Origin of the sequence: Leucobacter sp. PH1c, from assembly GCF_000633415.1 — a bacterium.
GTDB lineage: Bacteria > Actinomycetota > Actinomycetes > Actinomycetales > Microbacteriaceae > Leucobacter.
In genome coordinates this window covers 1-22773 of record NZ_AYMV01000023.1, presented here as the reverse complement: position 1 = coordinate 22773, position 22773 = coordinate 1, and the positions used below count along the sequence as shown (strand labels likewise).

19 protein-coding genes are annotated in these 22773 nt (G+C 71.2%); 10 read left to right on the top strand and 9 right to left on the bottom strand.

The annotated features are described in order from the left end of the window. Nucleotide 1 precedes the first annotated feature (1 nt). The gene (locus U874_RS0108625) at nucleotides 2–1273 is read right to left on the bottom strand and encodes a sensor histidine kinase (RefSeq protein WP_025134139.1); all 1272 of its coding nucleotides are present in this window, start codon (nucleotides 1271–1273) and stop codon (nucleotides 2–4) included. Between the two features lie 294 nt (nucleotides 1274–1567). Here U874_RS0108625 and U874_RS0108620 point away from each other — a divergent pair, with 294 nt between their 5' ends. The 5 genes from U874_RS0108620 to U874_RS0108600 all read left to right on the top strand — a co-directional run bounded on the left by U874_RS0108620 (nucleotide 1568) and on the right by U874_RS0108600 (nucleotide 6919). Further along, nucleotides 1568–2608, top strand: coding sequence for a hypothetical protein (locus U874_RS0108620; protein WP_157834241.1), 1041 nt, complete (start codon nucleotides 1568–1570; stop codon nucleotides 2606–2608). Nucleotides 2609–2620: 12 nt separating this feature from the next. Further along, on the top strand, nucleotides 2621–4171 hold the full coding sequence (locus U874_RS0108615; RefSeq protein WP_025134137.1) for a hypothetical protein: 1551 nt from the start codon (nucleotides 2621–2623) through the stop codon (nucleotides 4169–4171). After that, a complete protein-coding gene (locus U874_RS0108610; protein ID WP_025134136.1) occupies nucleotides 4168–5031 on the top strand; it encodes an ABC transporter ATP-binding protein in 864 nt (287 codons plus the stop codon). The genes U874_RS0108615 and U874_RS0108610 overlap by 4 nt, the downstream gene beginning before the upstream one ends. Beyond that, entirely contained in the window at nucleotides 5028–6242 is a 1215-nt protein-coding gene (locus U874_RS0108605) for an ABC transporter permease (RefSeq protein ID WP_025134135.1), read from the top strand. The genes U874_RS0108610 and U874_RS0108605 overlap by 4 nt, the downstream gene beginning before the upstream one ends. Nucleotides 6243–6385: 143 nt before the next feature. Further along, nucleotides 6386–6919, top strand: a complete 534-nt coding sequence (locus U874_RS0108600) for a hypothetical protein (protein ID WP_157834240.1) — start codon at nucleotides 6386–6388, stop codon at nucleotides 6917–6919. Nucleotides 6920–6989: 70 nt separating this feature from the next. Here U874_RS0108600 and U874_RS0108595 read toward each other — a convergent pair whose 3' ends face one another. Continuing rightward, a complete protein-coding gene (locus U874_RS0108595; protein WP_025134133.1) occupies nucleotides 6990–8042 on the bottom strand; it encodes a hemolysin family protein in 1053 nt (350 codons plus the stop codon). Then, on the bottom strand, nucleotides 8039–9385 hold the full coding sequence (locus tag U874_RS0108590) for a hemolysin family protein (RefSeq protein WP_025134132.1): 1347 nt from the start codon (nucleotides 9383–9385) through the stop codon (nucleotides 8039–8041). Before U874_RS0108590 ends, U874_RS0108595 begins: the two co-directional genes overlap by 4 nt. Before the next feature lie 246 nt (nucleotides 9386–9631). Between U874_RS0108590 and U874_RS0108585 the strand changes: the two genes are divergently transcribed. Genes U874_RS0108585 through U874_RS0108575 form a run of 3 tightly spaced genes read left to right on the top strand, consistent with a single transcriptional unit; the run spans nucleotide 9632 to nucleotide 14876 of the window. Further along, a complete protein-coding gene (locus tag U874_RS0108585) occupies nucleotides 9632–13372 on the top strand; it encodes a multifunctional oxoglutarate decarboxylase/oxoglutarate dehydrogenase thiamine pyrophosphate-binding subunit/dihydrolipoyllysine-residue succinyltransferase subunit (RefSeq protein WP_025134131.1) in 3741 nt (1246 codons plus the stop codon). Nucleotides 13373–13380: 8 nt separating this feature from the next. Then, nucleotides 13381–14136 (top strand): FadR/GntR family transcriptional regulator, encoded by a 756-nt coding sequence (locus tag U874_RS0108580; protein ID WP_232755895.1) that lies wholly within the window; start codon nucleotides 13381–13383, stop codon nucleotides 14134–14136. Then, nucleotides 14133–14876, top strand: coding sequence for a cache domain-containing protein (locus U874_RS0108575; protein ID WP_025134129.1), 744 nt, complete (start codon nucleotides 14133–14135; stop codon nucleotides 14874–14876). Before U874_RS0108580 ends, U874_RS0108575 begins: the two co-directional genes overlap by 4 nt. 56 nt (nucleotides 14877–14932) lie before the next feature. Here the strand turns inward: U874_RS0108575 and U874_RS14290 are convergent, their stop codons facing one another. From U874_RS14290 to U874_RS0108550, 5 genes are all read right to left on the bottom strand, one after another. Then, a complete protein-coding gene (locus tag U874_RS14290) occupies nucleotides 14933–15679 on the bottom strand; it encodes a type 1 glutamine amidotransferase (protein ID WP_036058039.1) in 747 nt (248 codons plus the stop codon). Continuing rightward, nucleotides 15676–16401, bottom strand: a complete 726-nt coding sequence (locus U874_RS0108565; RefSeq protein WP_232755894.1) for a gamma-glutamyl-gamma-aminobutyrate hydrolase family protein — start codon at nucleotides 16399–16401, stop codon at nucleotides 15676–15678. Before U874_RS0108565 ends, U874_RS14290 begins: the two co-directional genes overlap by 4 nt. Nucleotides 16402–16403: 2 nt before the next feature. After that, nucleotides 16404–17120, bottom strand: coding sequence for an ABC transporter substrate-binding protein (locus U874_RS0108560; protein WP_025134126.1), 717 nt, complete (start codon nucleotides 17118–17120; stop codon nucleotides 16404–16406). Next, nucleotides 17117–18538 (bottom strand): glutamine synthetase family protein, encoded by a 1422-nt coding sequence (locus U874_RS0108555; RefSeq protein WP_025134125.1) that lies wholly within the window; start codon nucleotides 18536–18538, stop codon nucleotides 17117–17119. Before U874_RS0108555 ends, U874_RS0108560 begins: the two co-directional genes overlap by 4 nt. 103 nt (nucleotides 18539–18641) lie before the next feature. Beyond that, the gene (locus tag U874_RS0108550) at nucleotides 18642–19862 is read right to left on the bottom strand and encodes a cytochrome P450 (protein WP_025134124.1); all 1221 of its coding nucleotides are present in this window, start codon (nucleotides 19860–19862) and stop codon (nucleotides 18642–18644) included. Nucleotides 19863–20098: 236 nt separating this feature from the next. Here U874_RS0108550 and U874_RS0108545 point away from each other — a divergent pair, with 236 nt between their 5' ends. Both U874_RS0108545 and U874_RS0108540 read left to right on the top strand, forming a co-directional pair. After that, nucleotides 20099–21391, top strand: a complete 1293-nt coding sequence (locus U874_RS0108545; protein WP_029988045.1) for an FAD-dependent oxidoreductase — start codon at nucleotides 20099–20101, stop codon at nucleotides 21389–21391. Between the two features lie 14 nt (nucleotides 21392–21405). Next, a complete protein-coding gene (locus tag U874_RS0108540; protein WP_025134122.1) occupies nucleotides 21406–21867 on the top strand; it encodes a flavodoxin domain-containing protein in 462 nt (153 codons plus the stop codon). A gap of 69 nt (nucleotides 21868–21936) precedes the next feature. Here the strand turns inward: U874_RS0108540 and U874_RS0108535 are convergent, their stop codons facing one another. Beyond that, entirely contained in the window at nucleotides 21937–22731 is a 795-nt protein-coding gene (locus U874_RS0108535; protein ID WP_025134121.1) for a gamma-glutamyl-gamma-aminobutyrate hydrolase family protein, read from the bottom strand. Nucleotides 22732–22773 lie beyond the last annotated feature (42 nt).

Sequence of the window (22773 nt, the reverse complement as noted above, 5' to 3'; positions counted from 1 at the left end):
TTCATCGACCTTCCGGCGAACCGGCATCCCCCGCTCGGGGGACGACGCGGGAGGCGCTTTCCCCCACGAGGCGCTCGGCGCCGCGCAGCGGCAGCCGCACACGGACGAGGTAGCGGCCCGCGACGGTCTCCGCCGTGCAGTCGCCGCCGCGCTGCTCCACCCGGGCGGCGAGGCTCCACGGCACCCGGTCGACCTCCGCGGGCACGGGATTCTCGGAGGAGAGGAGCAACCAGCTGCCGCGCTCGTCCGCGACGGTATCGGCGCGGAGCGCGCTGTCGCCCGGGCCCGCGGCGTGCTTGATGATGTTCGTCACGAGTTCGCGGAGCACGAGCACGGCGTCGTCGAGCGCGGCCGGTTCAAGGCTCTCCGGCAGCGCGCCGAACTCGGCGCTGATCCGCGTGCCGCCCGCAGCTGCCGCCTCGCGCAGCCGGCCGACGGCGCTGCGGAGCTCGTCGGCGCCGACGGGGATCGCCGCCGACCCCTCGGCGCTCCCGCTGTGCAGGCCGGACAGCAGCGCGCGCAGCTCGTCCTGGGCGCCCTCGGTGCGCACCGCGAGCTCGCCGAGCATGCGCGCGGACTCCTCCCGATCGGGCTCGACCGCGAGCAGCCGCACGATCGCGAGCTGCGTCGCGAGGCCGTGCGAGACGGTGTCGTGCACGTCGGTCGCGACGGTGAGGCGCATGCGCTGCAGCTCGCGCTCGTGCTCGCGCGCGCTCTGCTCGCGCTTCGTGATCTCGCGCCGGATCCGGGACTCGACCAGGTGCGCCGCCGCACCGAGCAGGGCGATGTACGCCCAGGAGTAGAGCTGCATCCCGAGCGGCAGCGCCGTCTCGGGCGCCACCGAGCGCGCGAGCCACCCCGCGCCGACGACGACGCCGAGCATCACGAGCGACCATCGCCAGGCGAAGGCGACGAGCAGCAGCCCCGAGGCGAACTCGAGCGGCGTGTAGAAGGGGTTCAGGTACTGCGGGAAGGTGAACACGAACACCGCGAAGAGGACGGCCGCGATCCCCCCGCTGACGAGCGGCACGAACGCGCTCGCGATGACGAGCACCGACGAGGTGTAGTGGAGCAGGAGGTAGAGGGGCTCGGTGCTCTCGGCCGCCGAGGGGAGCAGCCCGGAGAGCCCGACGAGGAGCGCGAAACCGCGGATGGGCGGATCGACGAAGCGCGCGCCGAGCAGCCAGCGCACGACCCGGGACCACCGCGGGGAGCGCTCGACCCACGCGGGGAGCGTCCAACCGGGGGTCGCGGCCTCAGCCGAGCTGCGCATGCGCACGGCGCGAGGAAGAGCGGGGTGCGGCGCTCGCCGCGGACAGCTGGGTCTGCATGCGGCCCAGTATAGGCTCCCGCGCCGGGCACCCCCTCACCCGGGGGATGCGGCGCTCGCGGCCTCCCGCGTATCGTGCGCGGGAGCACGAAGGCCCCGGGGCCCACCTATTCGCGTAGTACCGGGGTACCGATCCCTGCGGGTTTCCCCATTCAGCGGCGATCCGCTGTGCTAGCTTGACGAACTACTCACACGGCCCGCGGTGCGCCCGCGGCGACGACTCACAATCGAGGTGGCATGACTTCACGAATGCGCTCAGCACGGATCTGGATCCCCGCGGCGGTCGCTCTGGCCGCGCTCGCCCTGTCGGGGTGCAGCGGCACGGGGAAGGGCGATGCGAAGCCCGATCAGGAGGGCCCGCTCGACAAGTACCTCTCCGCGCTCTGGGACGGCGAGGAGTACACGCAGGAGCGCATGGACAAGGAGCAGCGCGAGATCGAGGAGCTCGTCGCCGAGTGCATGACGAAGGAGGGCTTCGAGTACAAGCCCAGCTCCAACTCGGGCGGCATCGTCATGATGGGCGGCGAGGACGGGGAGGACTCCGGGCCGGAATGGGGCTCCGCCGAGTTCGCGAAGGAGTACGGCTACGGCATCGTGAACTGGCCCGGGATGTCGGAGTCGACGGAGGAGCCGGGCGAGGAGTATGTCGACCCGAACCAGGACTACATCGAGTCGCTCAGCGAGTCGGAGCAGCAGGCGTACTCGGAAACGCTCTACGGCCCGCCCATGACCGATGAGCAGATGGCGGAGCTCGAGGAGAGCGACGGCGCCGGCTTCATGCCGGATTGGAAGGACCAGGGCTGCTACGGCGCCGCCCAGCACGAGGTCCAGGGCGAGGACGGCGGCATGGCCGTGTTCTCGGATCCCGAGTTCTCCGAGCTCATGGAGAGCATGAACAGTCTCGGCAACGCCATCTGGAACGACGACGAGCTGAGCCCCGAGATGCAGAAGCTCAACGACGAGTGGCGCGAGTGCATGGCGGACGCCGGCCAGGACGACTACTCGTCGCCGATGAACGCGCAGAACACGCTGAACGAGGAGTTCTACTCGTCGAGCGGGGACAGCATGGAGGAGTACAAGGAGCCCTCTCAGAAGGAGAAGGACGAGTTCGCGAAGCGCGAGATCGCGGTCGCCACGGCCGACGCCGAGTGCAAGGCCAAGGTCGACTACACCGAGACCCAGACGCGCTTCTACTTCGACGCGCAGCAGAAGTTCCTCGACGAGCACAAGGCTGAGCTCGACGCCATGCTGTCGAAGTACGGCGCACAGAAGAAGTAAGGACCGGACCCGGTGAAGTTCCCCCAGCGCCCGAAGCGTCAGCGTACCCGGGCGACGCAGCCCCCTGCCGACTCCGATGCCGCACTCGCGGCGGACAGCGGCGGGCCGGCTGACGACGCGTCGACGAGCGACGGCGCCGAGACCGCTCCGCGCTCCGGCCGGCGCGGGCTCCGGGGGAACTGGTCGGGCACCCGTCTCGTCGCGCTGATCGCCGCGGTCGCGGTCGTGTCGCTGCTCATCGGCGTCGCCGTGATGCAGTTCATCGTCTCGCCCGCCGAGCTCGCGGCGCGCACCGCACCGCCGAAGGCGGGCCCCGTCACTGCCCCGATCGAGGAGCGCGCGCTCGAGAACACGGTCGTGACCCGCGGCGAGGTCACCTACGCCGACGCGGTGAGCGTGGCGATCGACGCCGCCGGATCCGAGGACCGCCCCGTCGTCACGGGGCACGTTCCCGAGGTCGGCACGGTGTTCGCCGCGGCCAACATCGCACTCGAGGTCGCCGGTCGGCCCGTGATCGTGCTCCCCGGCGATCTGCCCGCGTACCGCACGCTCAGCGTGGGGATGCGCGGCCCGGACGTGACGCAGCTGAAGGCCGCGCTCAGCAGCATGGGCTTCTGGGCGGGCGATCTCGGCAGCGACCTCTTCGAGTACGACACCGCGACCGCGATCGGCGCGCTGTACGAGCAGATCGGCTACCCCGCGGCGGCCGGCGGACCGCAGGCACAGGAGACGCTCCAGTCCGCCGAGCGCGCCGCGCGCGACGCCGGCGTGCAGCTCGCCCAGGCCCGGGCGACGCTGCAGACGGCGGTCGACGGCGGTGCGGAGAACGTCGCCGCCGAGCAGGCCGCCGTGACCGCGGCGAACGACAGCCTGAGCGATGCGCAGGAGGCGCTCGCCACGGCGCAGCAGGGGGTGCTGCCGACGCTCCCCTCGAGCGAGGCGCTGTTCCTCTCCGGGCTCCCCCGCCGCGTCGACGAGATCTCCGTCTCCCGCGGCGACATCCTCTCGGGCTCCCCCATGACCGTGTCCGGCGCGACGCTCACGATCGTCGGCAGCGTCTCGAAGCAGGATGCCGAGCTGCTCACCGAGGGGCTCGTGGCGAGCTACCCCGGTCCGGGCGGCGAGGACCTCACCGCGAAGGTCGAGCAGATCATCGCGCCGAAGAGCGGGAAGTCCGGCGGCGACTCCGGCGACTCGAAGGGCGGGGGCGACTCCGGCAGCGCGGGCGGCGGATCCGGCGGCGACTCCGGGCGCTACACCGTGCGGTTCAGCCCCGTGGACCTCGCCCCCGAGATGATCGATGCGCTCCGCGGCACGAACGTGCGCGTGCGCGTGCCCGTCGCGGCGACCGATGGCGACGTGCTCGCCGTGCCGATCGCGGCGCTCTCGGCGGGCTCCGGCGGGGAGGACCGCGTCGAACTGCTCGTGTCCGAGGATCAGGGCCCCGACGCCGAGACCGAGCTCGTGACGGTGAAGACCGGCCTCGCCGCGGACGGCTTCGTCGAGATCACCGCGGACGACCCCCGGATCACCGCCGGAGCGCGCGTCGTGGTCGGGCGATGAGCGGGCTCGACGCGCTCTTCGCCGAGCCCGAGGGCGCCGAGCCCAAGGGCGCCGGCACCCTGGGCCCCTCCTCCGCTCCCCCGAGCGACCGCGAGGTCGTGCGCCGTGCGCGGAAGCGCGCCCGCGCCACGGCCCGCGCTGCGCGCGCGGGCGGCGGCGCGCTCACGGCGGGCGATCCCGAGTACACGGGGCCGATCGTGCAGCTCGACGACGTCACGCGGTTCTTCCCGGGCCCGCCGCCCGTGAACGCGCTGCGCGGGGTCACGCTCCGCGTCGAGCGCGGGGACTACCTCGCGATCGTCGGCCCCTCGGGATCCGGCAAGTCGACGATGCTTAACACGCTCGGGCTGCTCGACCGCCCGAGCACGGGCCGCTTCCTCTTCGAGGGGATCGACGTGTCCGAGCTCAGCGACGACGAGCGCTCCGCTCTCCGCGGCCGCGCCGTCGGCTTCGTGTTCCAGTCGTTCCACCTCATGCCCACGCGCACCGTGCTCGAGAACGTGATGCTCGCGGGCACGTACGCCGGGCTCACGCGCGAGGAGCGCGAGCCCCTCGCGCGCGCGGCGCTCGAGCGGGTCGGCCTCAGCCACCGCGTCGACTTCTCCCCCGCGACGCTCTCGGGCGGCGAGCGTCAGCGCGTGGCGATCGCCCGTGCCGTCTGCACCTCGCCGCGGCTGCTCCTCGCCGACGAGCCGACCGGCAACCTCGACCGCGAGAACTCGGCCTCGATCATGCGGCTCTTCGACGAACTCGGCGCCGACGGCCTCACGATCGTCATGATCACCCACGACCCGAAGGTCGCCGACGCCGCGCGTCGCCGCGCGCGCATCAGCGACGGCGAACTGCAGGAGCTGACATGAGCGGCCGCATCTCGTTCCGAGCCCTCGTGCACGAGGCATTCGAGGGCATCGGCTCGCGCCCGTCGCGGCTCGTCATCACGCTCGTCGGCACCGTGCTCGGCATCGCCTCGCTCGTCGCGACGATCGGCTTCGCGCAGACCGCGGCCGGGCAGATCTCGCAGCAGTTCGACACCCTGTCCGCGACCCGCGTGACCGTCGAACCCGGCACGACCAAGAGCGCCGGCGGCAAGGATCGCGCCGCGGTGCGCCTGCCCTGGGACGCGGTCGACCGGGTCACCCCGCTCGCCGGGGTCGAGAGCGCCGCCCTCATCGGCAAGCTGCCGAACTCGCTCACCGTCGAGGCCGTGCAGGTCCAGGACCCGTCCGAATCACAGAAGGCCTCGCCCCCCGTGGTCGGCGCCTCGCCCGAACTGCTCGACGTCGTGCAGGGCAAGATTCGAGCCGGCCGGTTCTACGACAGCGGGCACGATGCCCGGCGCGACCGCGTCGCCGTGCTCGGCGCCGAAGCCGCGAAGCGGCTCGGCGTGAACCGGGTCACCGGCCAGCCCGCCGTCTTCATCGACGGCCGGGCGTACACCGTGATCGGGATCCTCGGGAAGGTCGGCACCCGGGAGAACCTCCTCGACGCCGTGATCGTGCCGATCAGCACCGCTCGCGCCGAGCTCGGGATGGGCCCCGCGGAGAACCTCGACATCCGCATCGACGTGGGCGCCGGCTCCGTCGTCGGCCGCCAGGCCCCGATCGCGCTGAACCCCAACACGCCGGATTCCTTCAAGGTGGGCGCGCCCGCGAACACGAGCGAGCTGCAGTCGAACGTCGAATCCGACATCAACGTGCTCTTCCTCGCCATCGGTATCGTCGCGCTCATCGGCGGCGGCATCGGCATCGCGAACGTCACACTGCTCTCGGTCTCCGAGCGCCGCGGCGAGATCGGTCTGCGCCGAGCACTCGGCGCGCGCACCCGTGACATCGCGCAGCAGTTCATGCTCGAGTCCGTGACGATCGGCGTGCTCGGCGGGCTCATCGGCGTCGTGGTCGGGCTCTTCGCACTCATCGCGGTGTGCCTCGTGCAGCACTGGACCCCCGTGCTCGCGCTGTGGGCCGCGCCCGTCGGCGTGGTGGTCGGCGCGCTCGTGGGCCTTCTCGCGGGCGGCTACCCGGCGATCAAGGCCGCCCGGGTCGAGCCCGTCGACGCACTCCGCGACGCCTGACCGGCGGGCTCACACCGGGCTTTCGGCGCCCTCACACCTTCCCCCCGTAAGCTCTCCACCGGTTGCACGGATCGAGGAGAGAAGGGGTGCTGGTGGCTTTACCCGTCAGTCGTTCACTGCGCACCCTCGGTTTCGCCGCGGCCGTGACGGCGTCAATCCCGCTCTGCCTCACGGGCTGCGCGGCCGCGCCCGAGGAGAGCACGCCGCTCGCGGCAGAGCTCCGCGCCTCCGCGGACTCTGATTTCCTCGCGCTCCCCGCGGAGCGCGAGTACGAGGTGGCAGAGACGACGCTGACGGAGCCCATCGCGCTCCCCTTCGGCGGCACGATCGACGGCGCGCTCGATTCGAACGGCTTCCTGGTGCTCACCGACGGGGTCATCACGAAGGCTCGCATCGGGTTGTCCCTCGCGAACCTCCCCGAGGCCGTCTTCGTGCTCACCGAGCCCGCCGTACTGCGCCCGGAGGAGACCCCTTACGGCACCGTCACAGCGGTCGGCACGCTCTCCGTGAACGGCGCCGAGCGCCCGGGCATCCGGCTGACGCTCACACCGACGCAGCTCGGCGCGGACTCCGTGGAGTTCGACCTCGCGCTCTCCATCCCGGACAACCCGTTCCTCGTGGGCGAGAACGCGCCGATCGATCGCGTCGCCGCGCACGTCGTGCTGAACGCGCGCTAGTCCGCACACGCGCCCACGCCGCGTCCGCGCCGCCGGGACGGCGGAGGCGCGGACGCGGGCCGCGCGGCGGCTAGTGCTCGATGTAGCGCTGGCGCCGCGTCGCGTCGTGCACCTCGCCGACGAGCTCCTCGATGACGTCCTCCAGGAAGACGACCCCGAGCTCGGCGCCGCTCGCGTCGTGGATGCGCGCGAGGTGAATGCCCCGCGCCTGCATGCGCGCGAGCACATCCTCCAGCTCGGTCTCCGCGTGGAGCGAGACCATCTCGCGGATGCGCTTCGCGGGGATCGGCTCGGTGATCCGGTCCTCGCCGAGGCGCACGAGGTCCTTGATGTGGACGTAGCCGGCGAGGCCCCCGGTCTCCGCGGCGATCGGATAGCGCGAGAAGCCGTGCTTGGCCACGGCGGCCTCGACGTCCTCCGGCGTCGCGCCCCACGGGAGCACGACGAGGCGCTCCTCGGGCACGAGGAGATCGGCCGCGCGCTTCGTGGTGAACTCGAACGCGGCCGTGAGCGCCCCGCTCCGATCCTCCAGCACGCCCTCGCGCGTCGAGTGGTTCACGATGCTCGCGACCTCCTCGAGCGTGAAGGTGCTGTTCGTCTCCGACTTCGGCTCGACCTTCCAGAGGCGGAGCACCCCGTTCGCGATCGCGTTGAGCGCGGCGATCACATGCTTCAGCACGCGCGACACGGCGACGAGCGGCGGCGCGAGCAGCAGCACTGCCTGATCCGGGATCGAGAACGCGGCGTTCTTCGGGATCATCTCGCCGAACACGACGTGCAGGTACGTGACGATGAGGAGCGTGAGCACGAAGGCCGTGACGCTCACCACCTCGGCGGAGAGCCCCGTCCAGGACAGCGGCCCCTCGAGCAGGTGGTGGATCGCGGGCTCGGAGACGTTCAGGATCAGCAGCGAGCACACCGTGATGCCGAGCTGGCTCGTCGCGAGCATCAGCGTGGCATGCTCCATGGCGTAGAGCGCGGTCTTCGCGCGCTTCGAGCCGGCCTCGGCGCGGGGCTCGATCTGCGAGCGGCGGGCCGAGATCACCGCGAACTCGGCGCCGACGAAGAAGGCATTCGCGATCAGCAGGACCACGAGCCAGACGATTCCCATCCAGTCGCTCATCGATCGCTCCCCTCGGTCGTGGCCGCGTCATCGGTCTCCGGCGCGGGCAGCGCGGCGCCCGTGTAGCGGAGGCGCGCGATGCGGCGGCCGTCCATGCGCTCGACGCGCAGCGTGCCGCCGTCGGCGAGCTCGAGCGTGTCTCCCGGCTCGGGGATCCGGCCCAGCTCGCGGAGCACGAAGCCCGCGACCGTGTCGTAGTCGTCGTCCTCGGGGATCTCCACGCCGGTCTGCTCGCGCACCTCGTCGGGGCGGAGGTCGGCGGGGAAGGTCATCTCCTGCGCGTCGCCCACGACCCCGGCGGCGGCGCGGTCGTGCTCGTCCGCGACCTCGCCCACGATCTCCTCGACGAGGTCCTCGAGGGTCACGATGCCGGCGGTGCCGCCGTACTCGTCGACGACGATGGCGAGCTGGAAGCCGCTCGAGCGCAGGGCGCCGAGGAGCTGGTCGAGCCGCATGGTGTCGGGCACGCGCACCACGTCCTCGACGAGCGCCGCGACGGGCACCTCGCCGCGCTTCGCGCGCGGCACGGCGACGGCGTGCTTTACGTGGACCACGCCGACGATGTCATCGCGGTCCTCATCGATCACCGGGAAGCGGGAGTAGCCGGAGCGTCCCGAGAGTTCGAGCACGGCCTGCGCGGGTTCGAGGCGCTGCACGCTCTCGATCTTCAGGCGGGGCGTCATGACGTCCCCCGCCGTGAGTTCGGAGAAGCGGAGGGTCCGATCGAGGAGGGTGGCCGTGTCGGCCTCGAGCAGCCCCGCGCTCGCCGAGTGGCGCACGAGCGAGGACAGCTCCTCGGCGGATCGAGCCCCCGACAGCTCCTCCTTCGGCTCGATGCCGATGGCGCGGAGGATGCCGTTCGCGCTGCCGTTGAGCACGAGGATGGCGGGTTTGAAGGTCGCGGTGAACGCGGCCTGCGCGGGCATGACGAGCCGCGCGGTCGCGAGCGGCCGTGCGAGCGCGAAGTTCTTCGGCACGAGCTCGCCGACGATCATCGAGAACACGGTCGCGAGCGCGATCGCGACGGGGGCGCTGATCGCGCGGCGCAGCTCTTCCGGCACGCCGAGCGCGCCGAGCGGGCCGTTCAGGAAGCCGCTGATCGCGGGTTCGAGTGTGTAGCCGGCCAGCAGCGTCGTGATCGTGATCCCGAGCTGCGCGCTCGACAGGTGCGTCGAGGTGATCGAGAGGCCGCGGATCACGCGGTCGAGGCCGCGCTCACCGCCCTCGCGGCGGCGCTCCAGATCCTGGCGGTCGAGCGCGACGAGCGAGAACTCGGCCGCGACGAAGATGCCGGTGCCGACGGTCAGCACGAGGCCGATGAGGAGGAGGATCCAGTCGCTCACGCGGACCTCCCCGGACGTTCGGGTTGCCGCGCCGGGGCGCGGTAACTACTCGGAGGGTCTGAGGGTCTTCGAGAGTCTGCATCCATGGTCAGACGATTTTATCAGCCCGCACTGAGAATCGGTCGAGGGACGGTTGCCGAAAGTTCACCGTGAAAGGCGTAGGCTGGTGTGTGGTACGGCTACGGTGCTGCACCCCGATCCAGGAAACTTGCCACACACACATGGCACGACCGAGAGGAAGTCGCTTTGGCAGAGCGCACGGAGACCCCCGACCAGGCGGGTCCCGCAGAAGATTTTGGCGCAAATGCTTGGCTCGTCGATGAGTTGTGGAAACAATTCCAGATCGACAAGAACTCGGTCGACCAGTCATGGTGGCCGGTGCTGGAGCGATACGGTGCTTCCGTCGCCTCCGGGCAGAGCACCACGCAGGGCAACGTGGCCCCTCCCCGAACGGCCGCGACGACGCAGCCCCCGAGCGCCACGGCCGCTCCCACGACTTCTCCCGTGACCACGCCCGCGCAGCCCGCGCGGACCACGAACGCCGCGCCCCGCCAGACCCCGATCCCGGCCGATGCGCCCCGCGCCCCGCGCGCGGCCCGCACCCCGGCCGAGCCGGAAGCGCCCGAGACGCACGAGGACAGCGTCACCCCGCTCAAGGGCATGGCGCGCACGCTCTCGAAGAACATGGATCAGTCGCTCACCGTCCCCACGGCGACGAGCGTCCGCACCATCCCGGCGAAGCTACTGATCGACAACCGCATCGTCATCAACAACCACCTGCGCCGCAGCCGCGGCGGCAAGGTCTCCTTCACCCACCTCATCGGCTGGGCACTCATCCAGACGCTGAAGGAGTTCCCGAGCCAGAACGTGGCGTACACCGAGGTCGACGGCAAGCCGTCGCTCCTCGTGCCCGCGCACGTCGGCATCGGCATCGCGATCGATCTCCCGAAGCCCGACGGCACCCGCTCGCTCATGGTGCCCGTCGTGAAGCGCGCCGAGACGCTCGATTTCAACGAGTACCTCGCCGCGTACGAGGATCTCGTGAAGCGCGCCCGCGGCGGCAAGCTCACGGCAGCGGACTTCCAGGGCGGCACCGTCTCCCTCACGAACCCGGGCGGCATCGGCACGGTCCACTCGGTTCCCCGCCTCATGCAGGGCCAGGGCTGCATCATCGGCGCGGGCGCGCTCGAGTACCCCGCGGAGTTCCAGGGCGCCTCCGAGGACGTGCTCACCCAGCTCGGCATCTCGAAGACGATCACCCTCACGAGCACGTACGATCACCGCGTGATCCAGGGAGCGGGATCCGGCGAGTTCCTGAAGCTCGTGCACGAGCGCCTCACGGGCGGGCACCGCTTCTACGAGGAGATCTTCGCCGCGCTGCGCATCCCGTACAAGCCCGTGCAGTGGGCCTCCGACATCCACGTCGACATCTCCGGCGCCGTCGACAAGACGGCCCGCGTGCAGGAGCTCATCAACTCGTTCCGCGTGCGCGGCCACCTCATGGCCGACACCGATCCGCTCGAGTACGTGCAGCGCACGCACCCCGATCTCGAGATCGAGTCGCACGGCCTCACCTTCTGGGATCTCGACCGCGAATTCGTGACGGGCGGCATCGGCGGGCAGCGCAGCATGAAGCTCCGCGACATCCTGGGCGTGCTCCGCGACTCGTACTGCCGCAAGATCGGCATCGAGTACATGCACATCCAGGATCCCGCGCAGCGCCTCTGGCTGCGCGAGCAGCTCGAGGTGAACTACGCGAAGCCGAGCCGCGACGAGCAGATGCGCATCCTCGAGAAGCTGAACGAGGCCGAGGCCTTCGAGACTTTCCTCCAGACGAAGTACGTCGGCCAGAAGCGCTTCAGCCTCGAGGGCGGCGAGTCCGTGATCCCGCTGCTCGATGCGATGCTCATCGACGCCGCCGAGGACGGGGTCGACTCCGTCGACATCGGCATGGCCCACCGCGGCCGGCTCAACGTGCTCTCCAACATCGCGGGGAAGACGTACGGCCAGATCTTCCGCGAGTTCGAGGGCGCGCAGTCGGCGAAGGCCGGCTCGGGCGACGTGAAGTACCACCTCGGCACGTCCGGCGTGTTCACCGCGCCGAACGGCACGCAGGTGCCGATCCACCTCGCCGCGAACCCCTCGCACCTCGAGACCGTCAACGGCGTGCTCGAGGGCATCGTCCGCGCGAAGCAGGATCTGAAGCCCATCGGCTCGTTCACGACGCTCCCGATCCTCGTCCACGGCGACGCCGCGATGGCCGGCCAGGGCGTCGTCTACGAGACCCTGCAGATGTCGCAGCTGCGCGGCTACCGCACGGGCGGCACGATCCACATCATCATCAACAACCAGGTCGGCTTCACCACGCTGCCGATGGACTCGCGCTCCGCCGTGTACTCCTCGGACGTGGGCAAGGTCGTCCAGGCGCCCATCTTCCACGTGAACGGCGACGACCCCGAGTCGGTCGTGCGCGTCGCGAAGCTCGCCTACGAGTTCCGCCAGCGCTTCCACATCGACGTCATCATCGACCTCATCTGCTACCGCCGACGCGGGCACAACGAGGGCGACGACCCCTCGATGACGCAGCCGCTCATGACCGACCTCATCGAGGCGAAGCGCTCCACCCGTCGCCTCTACACGAGCGCGCTCGTCGGCCGCGGCGACATCACCGAGGAGGAGTACGAGAAGGCGAAGCAGGACTTCCAGGACCGCCTCGAGCTCGCCTTCCAGGAGACGCACGCCGCGCAGACCGGCTCGATCCCCGTGATCGATCAGAGCGGGATCGGCGAGGTCGCCGAGATCGGCGGCCCCGGCCCCGCGCCGATCGAGACGGCCGTGGATCGCAGCGTCATCGAGCGCATCGGCGACGCCCACGCGAACAAGCCGGCCGGCTTCACCGTGCACCAGAAGCTCCAGCAGCTGCTCAACAAGCGCGCGGAGATGAGCCGCGAGGGCGGCATCGACTGGGGCTTCGGCGAGTTGCTCGCACTCGGTTCGCTGCTCATGGAGGGCACGGCCGTGCGCTTCGCCGGCCAGGACGCCCGCCGCGGCACCTTCGCCCAGCGCCACGCCGTCTTCCACGACCGCGCGAACGGGCAGGAGTGGATCCCGCTCCTCAACCTCTCCGAGGAGCAGGCCCGGTTCTGGATCTACGACTCGCTGCTGTCCGAGTACGCGGCGCTCGCCTACGAGTACGGCTACTCGCTGCAGCGCGAGGACGCCCTCGTCCTCTGGGAGGCGCAGTTCGGCGACTTCGCGAACACCGCGCAGGCCGTCGTCGACGAGTACATCGCCGCCGCCGAGCAGAAGTGGGGCCAGCGCTCCTCCGTCGTGATGCTGCTGCCGCACGGCTACGAGGGCCAGGGGCCGGATCACTCGTCCGCCCGCATCGAGCGCTACCTCCAGCTGTGCGCCGAGGACAACATGATCGTGGCGCGCCCCTCGACGCCCGCGAACTACTTCCACCTCCTGCGCCGCCAGGCGTACGCGCGCCCCCGGAAGCCGCTCGTGGTCTTCACGCCGAAGTCGATGCTCCGCCTGCGCGGCGCGACGTCGAGCGTCGAGGACTTCACCACGGGCCACTTCCAGCCCGTGCTCGACGACCCGAAGGTCGCGGACAAGTCGGCCGTCGAGCGCGTGCTGCTCGTCTCCGGCAAGATCTACTACGACCTGCGCGTGGCGCTCGACAAGAACCCCGATCCGCGGATCGCGATCGTGCGCGTCGAGCAGTTCTACCCGATGCCCATCGTCGAGGTGGGCCGCGTGCTCACCCAGTACGCGGGTGCGGACCTCGTCTGGGTGCAGGACGAGCCGGAGAACCAGGGCGCCTGGCCCTTCATCTCGCTCGAGCTGTCGAAGCATCTCGCGAACGATCGCATCGGCGTGATCTCTCGCCTCGCCTCCGCCGCGCCCTCGACGGGCTCCGCGAAGGTGCACGCGGTCGAGCAGGAGGCGCTGATCGCCCGCGCGCTGCGCTTCGAGGACTGACGGCCCGCGTGCAGCACCCGCTCCTGAGTGACCCGTCGCCTCGCGGCACCGACCCCGTGTCGGTGCCGCAGGGCGACGGGATCGCCCAGCGGATCGCCACCGCGATCTCGCTCGGCATGCTGAGCGTGGGCGAGCGGCTGCCGCCCGAGGCCGAGCTGGCCGGCCAGTTCGGCGTCGCCGTCGCGACGCTCCGGAAGGCGCTCGCCGCGCTCCGCGAGCAGGGCGTCGTCGAGACCCGGCGCGGCCGGAACGGGGGCACCTTCGTGGTGCAGGCCCCGTTCCCCTCCCCCGAGACGCTCACCGCTGCCCTGCAACGCATCAGCACGGTCGCGTTGCGCGACTTCTTCGACGAGCACGCCGCGGTCTCGGGAATGGCCGCACGGCTCGCCGCCGAGCGCGCCGTGCCTGGCATGCGCACGCGCCTCGCGGAGTTCGCGTTCGAAGCGCGCGAGGCGCCCGCGGGGCACGCGCGCGCGCTCGCCGACAGCCGCTTCCACTTCGAGGTCGCGGTGCAGAGCCACTCGCAGCGGCTGCTCGCCGCGGAGCAGCGGCTCCAGTCCGAGCTCTCCCCGTTCCTCTGGTGCGAGGACATCGCCAGCGCGTCGACGCAGCTCGCGTTCTCCGAGCACCTCGCGATCGTGATGGCCATCGAGCAGCGCCAGCCCGAGGAGGCCCAGCGCCTCGCCGTGGAGCACGTCCGCGAGAACATGCGCCTCATCATCGAGGGCAAGTTCACGCTCGGACGCCGGGAGGTGGGCGCATGAACCCCAAGCTGAATCCGGCGCTGAGCACGGAGCGGAGCCCCGAGCTCGCCGCGATCGCGGAGGAGATCTCCGCGTGGTTCGCCGGCCGCTTCGCGCACCTGGAGACCCTCGCGGCCGAGATGCTCGCCGCCCTGCGGCTCGACGAAGCGCGGAAGCTCGAGCTCACCGAGTCGACGCGGCGCCGGATGAAGGCGGTGGCGGTCCGCGCCCTCGCGGAGCACCCGGTGCTCGACGGCTGCGGGTTCATCTTCGCGCGCTCCGCGCTCGGCACCGAGAACGGGCACCTCGAGTGGTGGGTGCGCGAGGACGAGGCGCGCTTCGCCCGCTACTCGTTCGGCGTCGTGCCGGGCGGCGATCGCTACTACGATTACGAGCACCACGAGTGGTTCATCCGCGCGTTCCACCACGGCGAGCCCGCGCTCGTCGGGCCCTACATCGACTACCTCGGGGTCGAGGCGTACGTCGTCACCCTCACCGTGCCTGCGCAGCAGGGCGATTCCCGCCTGGGCGCGGTGGGCACCGACATCCAGGTGAGCGATCTCGAGGCCGAACTGCTGCCGGTGCTCCTGCGGAGCGCCGAGCCGCTCGCGCTCGTGGGGAGGCACGGCAACGTGATCCTCGGCAACAGCTCCCGGTTCCTGCCGGGCGAGTTCGTGCCCGCCGAGCTGCCCGGCACCGAGCGCATCGCGCTCGGGCCGGACTCGACGGGCGTCTCGCTGCTCATCGCGGCGCGGCCCTAGCCTGCGCGGCGCTCACCCGCGCGGCGATAGCCTGCGCAGCGCTCGCCCGCGCAGCGCTAGCCCGCGCGGCGCTCGGCGTCGCGTACGATCCCGGCGAAGCGCTCGGCAACCTCTCCCCAGGCGGCGCGCAGCCGCGGTTCCGCTGCGCGCACCTCCGCCACGACGGCGTCGCCCGCGAGACCGAGCTCCGTGAGCCCGTCGCCCTCCTCGACCACCCAGTCCTCCGCGGTTCCCGTGAGCGCCTCCGGGTGGAACTGCACGCCCCACGCCGCGGGCCCGACGCGAAACGCCTGATTCCGGCACGCGGGGTTCGATGCGAGCACTTCCGCGCCCGCGGGGAGCGCGGCGGCCTCGAGCCAGTGCCACTGCACGGTCGGCACCGCTCCCCCGGCGAAGCCGCCGAACAGCGGGTCCCCCGCAGCGTCTGCGCTGAATCGCACGCTGGCGAGTCCCACCTCCGGACCGCCGGGCATCAGCTCCACCGCGCCGCCGAGCGCGGTGGTGAGCAGCTGCGCGCCGAGGCAGATGCCGAGCGTCGGCACGCCGCGCTCCACTCCCTCAGCGAGCAGCGCCCGCGCCGCGGGGAGCCACGGTGCGCGCTCGTCATCGCCCGGCCCCATCGAACCGCCCAGGACGATCAGCCCGGAGATGCCGTCGAGCGTTCCCGGCAGCGCCTCACCGGCCGCGGGGCCCACGGTGCGCAGGGCGACGCCCTGCGCACGGAGCCGATCGGCGAAGTGCCCGATCCCGGCGTTCTCCTGGTGCTCGACGATGAGCACGACGGGCAGGGTGTTCTCGGTCATCGCACGCTCTCCCTCGGGGTGTCGGCTGCCGAGCGCGCACGCGCCCGCACCACCAGCCAGTCAAACAGTGCCTGCTGCGTCGGGTCCGTCGCGGCGGTGTCCTCGGGGTGCCACTGCACCGCGATGAGCTCGGCGCGCTCGTGCTCGAGCGCCTCGACCACGCCGTCGGGTGCGCGGCAGACGACGCGCAGCCCTGCCCCGATCGTATCGACTGCCTGGTGATGATACGAGGACACACTGAGCGCGGTCACCCCGAGCGCGGCGGCGAGCGCGGAGTCGGGCGCGACGGCGACCTCGTGCACGCTGTTGCGGTGCACGCTGTCGCGGGGAAGGTCCTGGATCAGAGTCCCGCCGCACTCGACATTGAGCAGCTGGAATCCGCGGCAGATCGCGAGCACGGGGATCCGACGCTCGATCGCGGCCGCGAGCAGCTCCGCCTCGAACGGATCCTGCGCGGCGAAGTCCGCCGTGACCGTCGTCGAACGGGCGTCCTGGCCGTAGCGCGCCGGATCCAGGTCGAATCCACCGGGGAGGAGGAGCCCGTCGAAACCGTCGAGCCGCTCGCTCGCCGCGGCGGGGCCCTCAGCGAAGAGCGTGAGGGGCTCACCGCCCGCGCGCACCACGGCGCGGAGCACCGCGGTCGCGACCGCGGTGCCGTCGAAGCGGAGCCCGTGGATCTGCCTCGACCACATCCCGGCGACCGCGATGCGTGGCGCGCGCACGATCACGCTCCCGAATCCAGCGGGAAGGGCAGGAGCGGCATCCAGCGCCGCCACACCTCCGCGAGCGACCCGTCCGCGACGACTGCGGCGAGCGCGGCGTCGATCTCGGCGCGGAGCGCGTCGTTGCCCGGGGCGACGCCGATGCCCCAGCGGTTGCCGGTCAGCACGGTGAAGGCCTCGACGAAGTCGGGGTCCTCCTTCCCGAGCGGGATCATCACCACGTCGTCGTCGACGAAGCCGTCGATCTCGCCGGAGCGGGTCGCTTCGATCATGTCGCTGAACACGTCGTCGCTCGCGCCGAAGCTCACAAGCTCGGCGCCGGGGAAGGTCTCCGCGAGCTTCATGTTGGTCGAGTTCGCGATCGCGCCGATGCGGTACCCGGCGAGCGCGTCGGCCGAGCGGGCGGGGTCGTCCGCGCGCACGATGAGCGTCTCGTTGAACACGGCGTAGGGCGCGGTGAAGTCGACGAGCGCGGCGCGCTCATCGGTCATGCCCTGGCCGCACCACACGGCGTCGGCGTCGCCCCGGCGCACGGCGGGGATCATGTCCTCCCAGGGGAGCATGATCCACTCGATCTCCGCGCCGATCCGATCCGCGACGAGCGCGGCGGCGGCGGGTTCGTAGCCGTCGCGCGTGACCCCGTCGGGGCTCTTCGCGAAGAGCGGCAGGGCCTCTGAGTCGATGCACGCGAGTCGGAGCGTGCGGGGTGAGGTGGTCACGGAATTGCCTCCCAGTACTGATCGAATTCCCATTGTGAGATCTGGCCGCAGTAGCGCGCCCACTCGTCCCGCTTGAGCTGCAGGAAGATGCGTGTGAGCTCCTCGGGCATCGCGCCCATGAGGTAGCTGTCCGCCTCGAACGCCTCGATCGCGCTGCCGAGCGTGTTCGGCACGACAACCTCGCCGAGCGCGGGGTTCAGGGAGCCGGGCTCCCCCGGGTCGAGCTCGTGCTCGAGCCCGTGCTCGATCGCGGCGAGGAGGTAGAGGTGCGAGAGGTGCGGGTTCACGCTCGCGTCGGGCAGGCGGTACTCCATGCGCCCGTTCGCCGAGATGCGCACCGCGACGCCCCGGGTGTCGAGCCCCCAGTCGGCACCGGAGGGCGCGAACTGGCCGGCGTCCCAGTAGCGCTTGTACGAGTTCACCGTCGAGCCCATGACGAGCATGGAGCCCGGCGTGTGCTGCAGCATACCGGCGATCGCGTGGCGCCCAGTGTCCGTGACGTGCAGCTCCACCCGGCCGTCCTCGATGACGTTCTCCTCGCCGCGCCACAGGCTGAGGTTGTGGTGGCAGCCGTTGCCCATCTTGCCGTTGTACGGCTTGGCCATGAAGCTCGCGTGGATGCCCAGCTCGCGCGCCACCTGCTTGCAGACCTGGCGGTAGGTTGTCATGCGCTCCGCGGTGAGCTCCGCACGATCGAAGTCCCAGTTCAGCTCCAGCTGCCCATCGTCCTCGTAGTCGCCCTGGATCATGGCGAAGCCGAGCCCCTGGGCGTAGCTGATCACCTTCTTGAACACGGGGCGCATCTTCTCGAGGTTCTCCACCTGGTAGGCGGGGCTCTGATCGTCCTTGCACGTCACCTCCATCCCCGGTCCCGTCCAGGTCATCTCGGGCTCCAGGCCCGAACGGAGCTCGAAGCCCGTGCGCTCGGTGAACGAGCGATGCGCCTCGCGGAACAGCGCGCGCGTGTCGAGCGGGATCAGGCCGCCCGATCCCGCGCCGAGCTGCGGCGGATCGTAGGCCGTGCAGAAGATCCGGCCGACCTCGGGGTCCCACGGCAGCACCTGGAACGTCTCCGGCTCGGGGAGCCCCCAGAACTCATGCGCGTCGACCCCGCCGCCGATCAGTTCGCCCTCGCGGCTGGTCTGGAGGTCGGTGAGCGCGGTGCGGTGGAACGCGATCCCCTTGCGCAACATCCGCTCGTAGTGCTCCGCAGGCACCACCTTGGCGACCGTGCGGCTGCCGAGCGTGGGGATCATGTAGTAGATGTACTTCACGCCGGTCTCCCGGATGCGCTCGCCGAGCACCGCGATGGTCTCCGGCTGCATGTTGGCGTCCTGGTGCCGGGCGAAGGCGGTGGTGTCGGCGAGGATCCCGCGCAGCGCTGCGCCGAAGCTCCCGCCCGTGGTGGGGTCAGACATGGGGAGGTGTTCCTTTCATCGTTGGAAGGGGTCGTTCAGGCAGCACTGCCCGGGGCCCCGAGAGGCCCGGTGCGGAGCGGCGCCGAGGCGCCGCCGGCCGCGGTCAGCGCACCGTGAAGGTGATGGGCAGCCGGACGGGCCCGTGGTTCCCCGAATCGGGCAGCCACTCGTCGCCGCCGGGGCACGAGATCTCGGTGAGCCGCTCCGCGAGCATCGGGATCGCGATGCCCATGTCTGCGCGGGCGATGTAGTGGCCGAGGCAGTGATGCACCCCGCCGCCGAACGTCTGGTGCGGCTTGCGCCCCTCGGCCTCGATGTCGATCTCCGGGTCGGGGAAGGCGGCGGGGTCGGTCCCGCTCGACATCGTGAACAGGTGCACGGTCGTGCCCTTCGCGATCGACAGGCCCTCGTACTCGAAGTCCTCGTTCGCCTCGCGGGTGACCCAGCGCGTCGTGGGGTTGACGCGCAGCCCCTCCTCGAGCGCCGGCTTCGCGAGTTCCGCCGGCCGGGCGGCGAGCTTCTCCCACTGCTCCGGGTTGCGCATGAACGTCTGCAGGATCAGGCCCAGCTGGTTGCGGGTGGTGTCCATCCCGCCGAACAGCATGAGCACGAGCGCGTTGCGCAGCTCCGCGTCGCTCAGCTTGTCCCCGTCCTCGGAGAACTGGACGAGGCGCGAGACCACGTCCTGCCCGGGGGTCGCCCGGCGCTCGGCGATGAGCTCCTCGACGAAGCCGTAGAGCTCCTGCACCGCCACGTCGACGCGCTCGATGTCTTCCTTGATCGACACGGAGAGGGCGTAGCCCACGGTGTTTGCCCGGTCGGCGATGAACGGCCAGTGCTCGTGCGGGAGGCCCATCATGGCGCAGAGCGCTCGGGTGGCGAACGGCTCGGCGAACGCCGCGACGAAGTCGACCTGCTCGCCGCGCCCGTGCGCGGCAACCATCTCGTCGATCAGCTCACGCGCGATGTCGGCGAACTCGGGCTCCAGCCTCCGCGCGACCGTGGGCGAGAACGCGGGGTTGAGGAGGCGCCGGATGCGGTGGTGCTCGTCGCCTTCCAGGACCAGCAGGTTCTTCGCCCACCACTCGTAGAACACCCCCGAGTGCACGCCGTGGTGATCCGGCCACTTAGCGCTTCCCTGGTTGAGGCTCGGGTGCTTGAGGAGTTCGGTGACCTCGCGGTAGCGCAGCACGCCAAAGCCGTAGTTCGTGCGCGCGACCCAGCTGCGCGAGCGAGCATCGCGCACCGCTTCCGAGTTCATCGCGAACTCGGGGGCGGCGATGTCGAGGTAGGGCAGATCGGTCTCCACCAGTGTTCCGGGCATTCGTACTCCTTTGTCGAACGTGGTCTCGCGCTGTCGCTGCGAGAGCCGGTAGCAAATAAGTTATACATGAATGTTTTAATTTGCAAGACCCTCGCGGGATCACGCGGATCGGTGCAGAATTGCGAAATCTATCGCCACTAAAACATTCACAAGCTCCATGTTTATGGGTAGACTCGGGCCCAGCCGCCGTGCACCGCCGCACGCGACCGGCCACCCCGTCACGCGAAGGAGCTGTGATGCCCTCCCTGTCCCACCCGCACATCGCCATCGTCGGCAGCGGCCCTGCCGGGTGCTACCTGGCCACGGCGCTCGTGCGCGCAGTCCCCGGGTGCGAGATCACCCTGTTCGACCGGCTCGCGTCGCCGTACGGGCTCGTGCGCTACGGCGTCGCTGCGGACCACCAGCACACCAAGGCCATCACCCGGCAGTTCGAGCGCCTCTTCGCGCAGCCCGGCGTCCGCTTCGCCGGCGACATCGCGATCGGCCACGACGTCGCGCTCGACGAGCTCGAGGCGGCCTTCGACGCGGTCGTGCTCGCCACGGGCCTCACCGCGGACCGGGCGCTCCCCGTGCCGGGCGGCGACCTCCCCGGCGTGCTCGGTTCAGGCGCGGTCACCCGCGCGCTCAACGCCTTCCCCGGCGCGGCCCCGCTGCCGCCGCTCGGCAGCGATGTGGTGATCGTCGGCGCCGGGAACGTGGCACTCGACCTGCTCCGCTTCCTCGTGAAGGACCGCTCGGGCTACGCCTCGAGCGACGTCGCCGACCCCGTTCTCGACGCGTACCTCGCGGATCCCGTGCGGCGGGTCACGGTGCTGAGCCGGTCCGACGCCGCGCGCTCGAAAGGCGACCCCCAGATGATCAAGGAGTTGACCACACTCCCGCGGGCACGCTACTCGGCGCACGGGGCGCTCGGCGCGCCCGGCGCGCCCGCCGACGACCGCGCCGCCGCCCGAGCGGCCGCGTTCGCCGAGCTCGTCTCCCCCGACCGCGAGACCCCGGGCGGCCCCGAGGTGCGGTTCCTCTTCGGTGCGGCCCCCGAGCGCATCCTGGGCGACGGCCGGGTGTCGGCCGTCCAGATCCGCGTGGGCGCCGAGCGCGAGCTCGTTCCGGCGACCGCCGTGCTCACCGCCATCGGCTTCGATCCCGAGCCGGACGATCTGCTCGCGCAGCTGTGCGCGGCGCCGTCCCCGCGAACCGGGCGGTTGCGCCCCGGCCTCTACCGCACCGGCTGGGCCAAGCGCGGCCCGAGCGGGGCCATCCCCGAGAACCGCGCGTGCGCGAAATCCGTGGCCGAGGAGATCGTCGCGGACCTCGCCGACGGCTCACTCGTCCCCGATCCGGCGAAGCACGGTTTCGCGGGCCTCCCGGCACGCGTGCGCGAGCGAGCCATCTCGTTCGCGCAGTGGAGCACGCTCGACGCGCACGAGCGGGCGACCGCGGGCCCCGAGCGGGTGCGACGGAAAGTCACCGACCACGCCGACATGGCCGCGATCGCGCGCGGCGCGGCACACACACGGACCTCAGCATGAAAGGACCCACTCCCGTGAAATTCACCGTTCTCTACGGCACCGAATCCGGCAACTCCGAGTTGATCGCCGAGGACCTCGGCGCGAAGCTGCGCGACACGCACGAGGAGGTCGAGGTGTTCGACCTCCAGGACTTCGATCCGGCGGCACTCAGCCCCGAGCGCTTCGTGATCGTCGTGTGCTCCACCCACGGCGAAGGGGATCCGCCCAACACCGCGCTGCCGTTCATCGCGGCGTTCGACGCCGCGCCGCCCGAGCTCGCCGGCCTGCGCTACGCCGTGTTCGGTCTCGGCGACACCTTCTACGAGGAGACCTACAGCCAGGGCAGCGAGCACATCGACCGACGCTTCGCCGCGCAGGGCGCCGAGCGCGTGGGAGAGTACGGTCGGCACGACGCCTCCTCCTGGGATCTCGGGAGCGACGTGGCCCTCGAGTGGCTGCCCGGCGTGCTCGACGCCGCGAGCGTCGCCGCACCGTAGCGCCAACGCGCAGCCGCAACGCCGAGGGGCCCGGAGCGCGAACGCTCCGGGCCCCTCGGCGCGGCCCGCTCACGCGGTGCGCGCGATCCGTTCCCGCGCCCGGTGCACCAGCTCGCCGAAGATCAGCGCCCGGTCCCCGGCGTCGGCCGCGGGCTCCTCGGGGTGCCACTGCATCCCCACCACCCACGTCGCCGTTCGATGCTCGGTGCCCTCGATGATCCCGTCGTGCGCCCGCGCGCTCACGCGAAGCTCGGGTCCGACGGTCGCGACGGCCTGGTGATGCCCGTTCCGCACGGTCGCGCGCGTGCGCCCCAGGATGCGCGCGATCTCAGAGTCCGCGTCGAGGAGCACCTCCTCGTCAATGAAGAGCGGCGAACGACCGCGATGCAACGGCCAGTTCTCGATGTCGCCGATGAGGGTACCGCCGAAGGCGACGGCGAGCAGCTGCGATCCACGGCAGATCGCGAGGGTCGGCAGATCCCGCGCCACGCCCTCCCGTATCGCCGCGATGCAGAACTCGTCGGCGCGCTGATCGACGCCGTACTCGTTCGCGGGCGGCGGGCCACTGTACCCGTAGCAGGACCCCGCGACGTCGCCGCCGCCGAGGAACACCACGGCGTCGGCGTCGGCGAGCAGCTCGCGCTGCCCCGTCCGATCCGGATCCGCCGAATCGACGAGGCGCGGGCGCCCGCCGGCCGCGCGGACAGCCGCGAACGCGATCCGCGTGAAGGAGTCCTGGAGCTCGTGCGCGCCGCGGTCCATCCCGGGGAAGGTGAGCGAGACGACGAGCGGGATCATCGGCCCCGCGGGGTCCTCGCCCGCGGTGTCGAGGAATGGCGTCGGGTCGACGACGAGGTCGGGCATGGCGGGGTCCTTTCATAGGGGTCTCGGCGCGGGTGCGCCCCC